The 1,208-nt window shown below is 53.7% G+C and carries 1 protein-coding gene, 1 tRNA gene and 1 rRNA gene; 2 read left to right on the top strand and 1 reads right to left on the bottom strand.

All coding sequences use genetic code 11. From position 1 onward, the window contains the following. Window positions 1-29 precede the first annotated feature (29 nt). Window positions 30-105, top strand: a tRNA-Ala gene (locus tag ASG69_RS12530). Here ASG69_RS12530 and ASG69_RS22465 read toward each other — a convergent pair. Beyond that, a complete protein-coding gene (locus ASG69_RS22465; RefSeq protein WP_156380511.1) occupies window positions 76-459 on the bottom strand; it encodes a hypothetical protein in 384 nt (127 codons plus the stop codon). The genes ASG69_RS12530 and ASG69_RS22465 overlap by 30 nt on opposite strands. A gap of 111 nt (window positions 460-570) precedes the next feature. Between ASG69_RS22465 and ASG69_RS12525 the strand changes: the two genes are divergently transcribed. Beyond that, window positions 571-1,208: ribosomal RNA gene (locus ASG69_RS12525) — 23S ribosomal RNA — on the top strand; the annotation flags it as partial.

Genomic DNA, 1,208 nt, shown 5'->3' with positions numbered 1-1,208 from the left:
ATTGCTATTGCATCTCGCCGCTAGTGCATGGGGCCTTAGCTCAGCTGGGAGAGCGGTTGCTTTGCAAGCATCAGGTCATCGGTTCGATCCCGATAGGCTCCACCAAGTCGCAGGCGAAGAGACGAGGCAGCGATAGCTGCCGCGCACTTCGACAAGACCGGCCAGCGCCGAGAAGCGCGCCCACAAGGCGCAGCTTCGCTGCGGCTGACGGGCTCGCGGGTGAGACGCCGCTAACCACATATCCAGGTTGATGAAGAGAAACGGTTCGCCGTGCGAGAGCGCGGTGATTGGGTCGAGACGACCCGTATTTGACATTGTGAATGGGTTTTTTAAAATCGATGCCGTGAGGTGCTCGATTTTGGGGACGAGGATTGCTTCGGCGGTTCGCAGGGCACTTCTGTGCAAGGCGATCTGGACGAGCGGTTCGAGGCTCCAGATATCGACATCATCATAATACATAATCTGGCTGAGATTATAATCATCCGCACCTGACAAAGACCGCGACGCACTGCTCTGCCGAGTTGGTGATCCGAAAGGACACCCAGTGATGTCGTTGGTGGTGTGGACTCTCAAGCGTGAGGTAAGGGCAATTCGTGGATGCCTTGGCATGTACAGGCGATGAAGGACGTGGCACGCTGCGATAAGCGTCGGTGAGCTGTGAGCAAGCATTGACCCGACGATTTCCGAATGGGGAAACCCACCTATCCCGATTAATCCGAACTGTGTGGCAACGCACAGGTTGGGTTAATTAGGTTAGGTATCACTTAGCTGAATAAAATAGGCTTCGTGAAGCGAACCCGGCGAACTGAAACATCTCAGTAGCTGGAGGAAAAGACATCAACCGAGATTCCGTTAGTAGTGGCGAGCGAACGCGGACCAGGCCAGTGCCTGAATTTCAACTAGTAGAAGTCTCTGGAAAGTGACGCCATAGCGGGTGACAGCCCCGTATACGAAAGTGAGAATTCAGGACTCGAGTAGGGCGGAACACGTGAAATTCTGTCTGAACATGGGGGGACCACCCTCCAAGCCTAAATACTCGTACATGACCGATAGCGAACTAGTACCGTGAGGGAAAGGTGAAAAGCACCCCGATGAGGGGAGTGAAACAGTACCTGAAACGGATTGCCTACAAGCAGTTGGAGGGCTTTTATGGCCTGACAGCGTACCTCTTGCATAATGGGTCTGTGACTTAATGTTTCAAGCAAGCT

Source organism: Rhodococcus sp. Leaf225 (genome assembly GCF_001426145.1).
Taxonomy (GTDB): domain Bacteria; phylum Actinomycetota; class Actinomycetes; order Mycobacteriales; family Mycobacteriaceae; genus Rhodococcoides.
Note: the sequence above shows the minus strand (reverse complement) of the source record. Positions and strands in the feature narration are given on the sequence as shown.

What these genes read in the sequence shown, in the direction of transcription:
- ASG69_RS22465 (WP_156380511.1), bottom strand. Translation starts at nt 459, where the DNA reads ATGTATTATGATGATGTCGATATCTGGAGCCTCGAACCGCTCGTCCAG.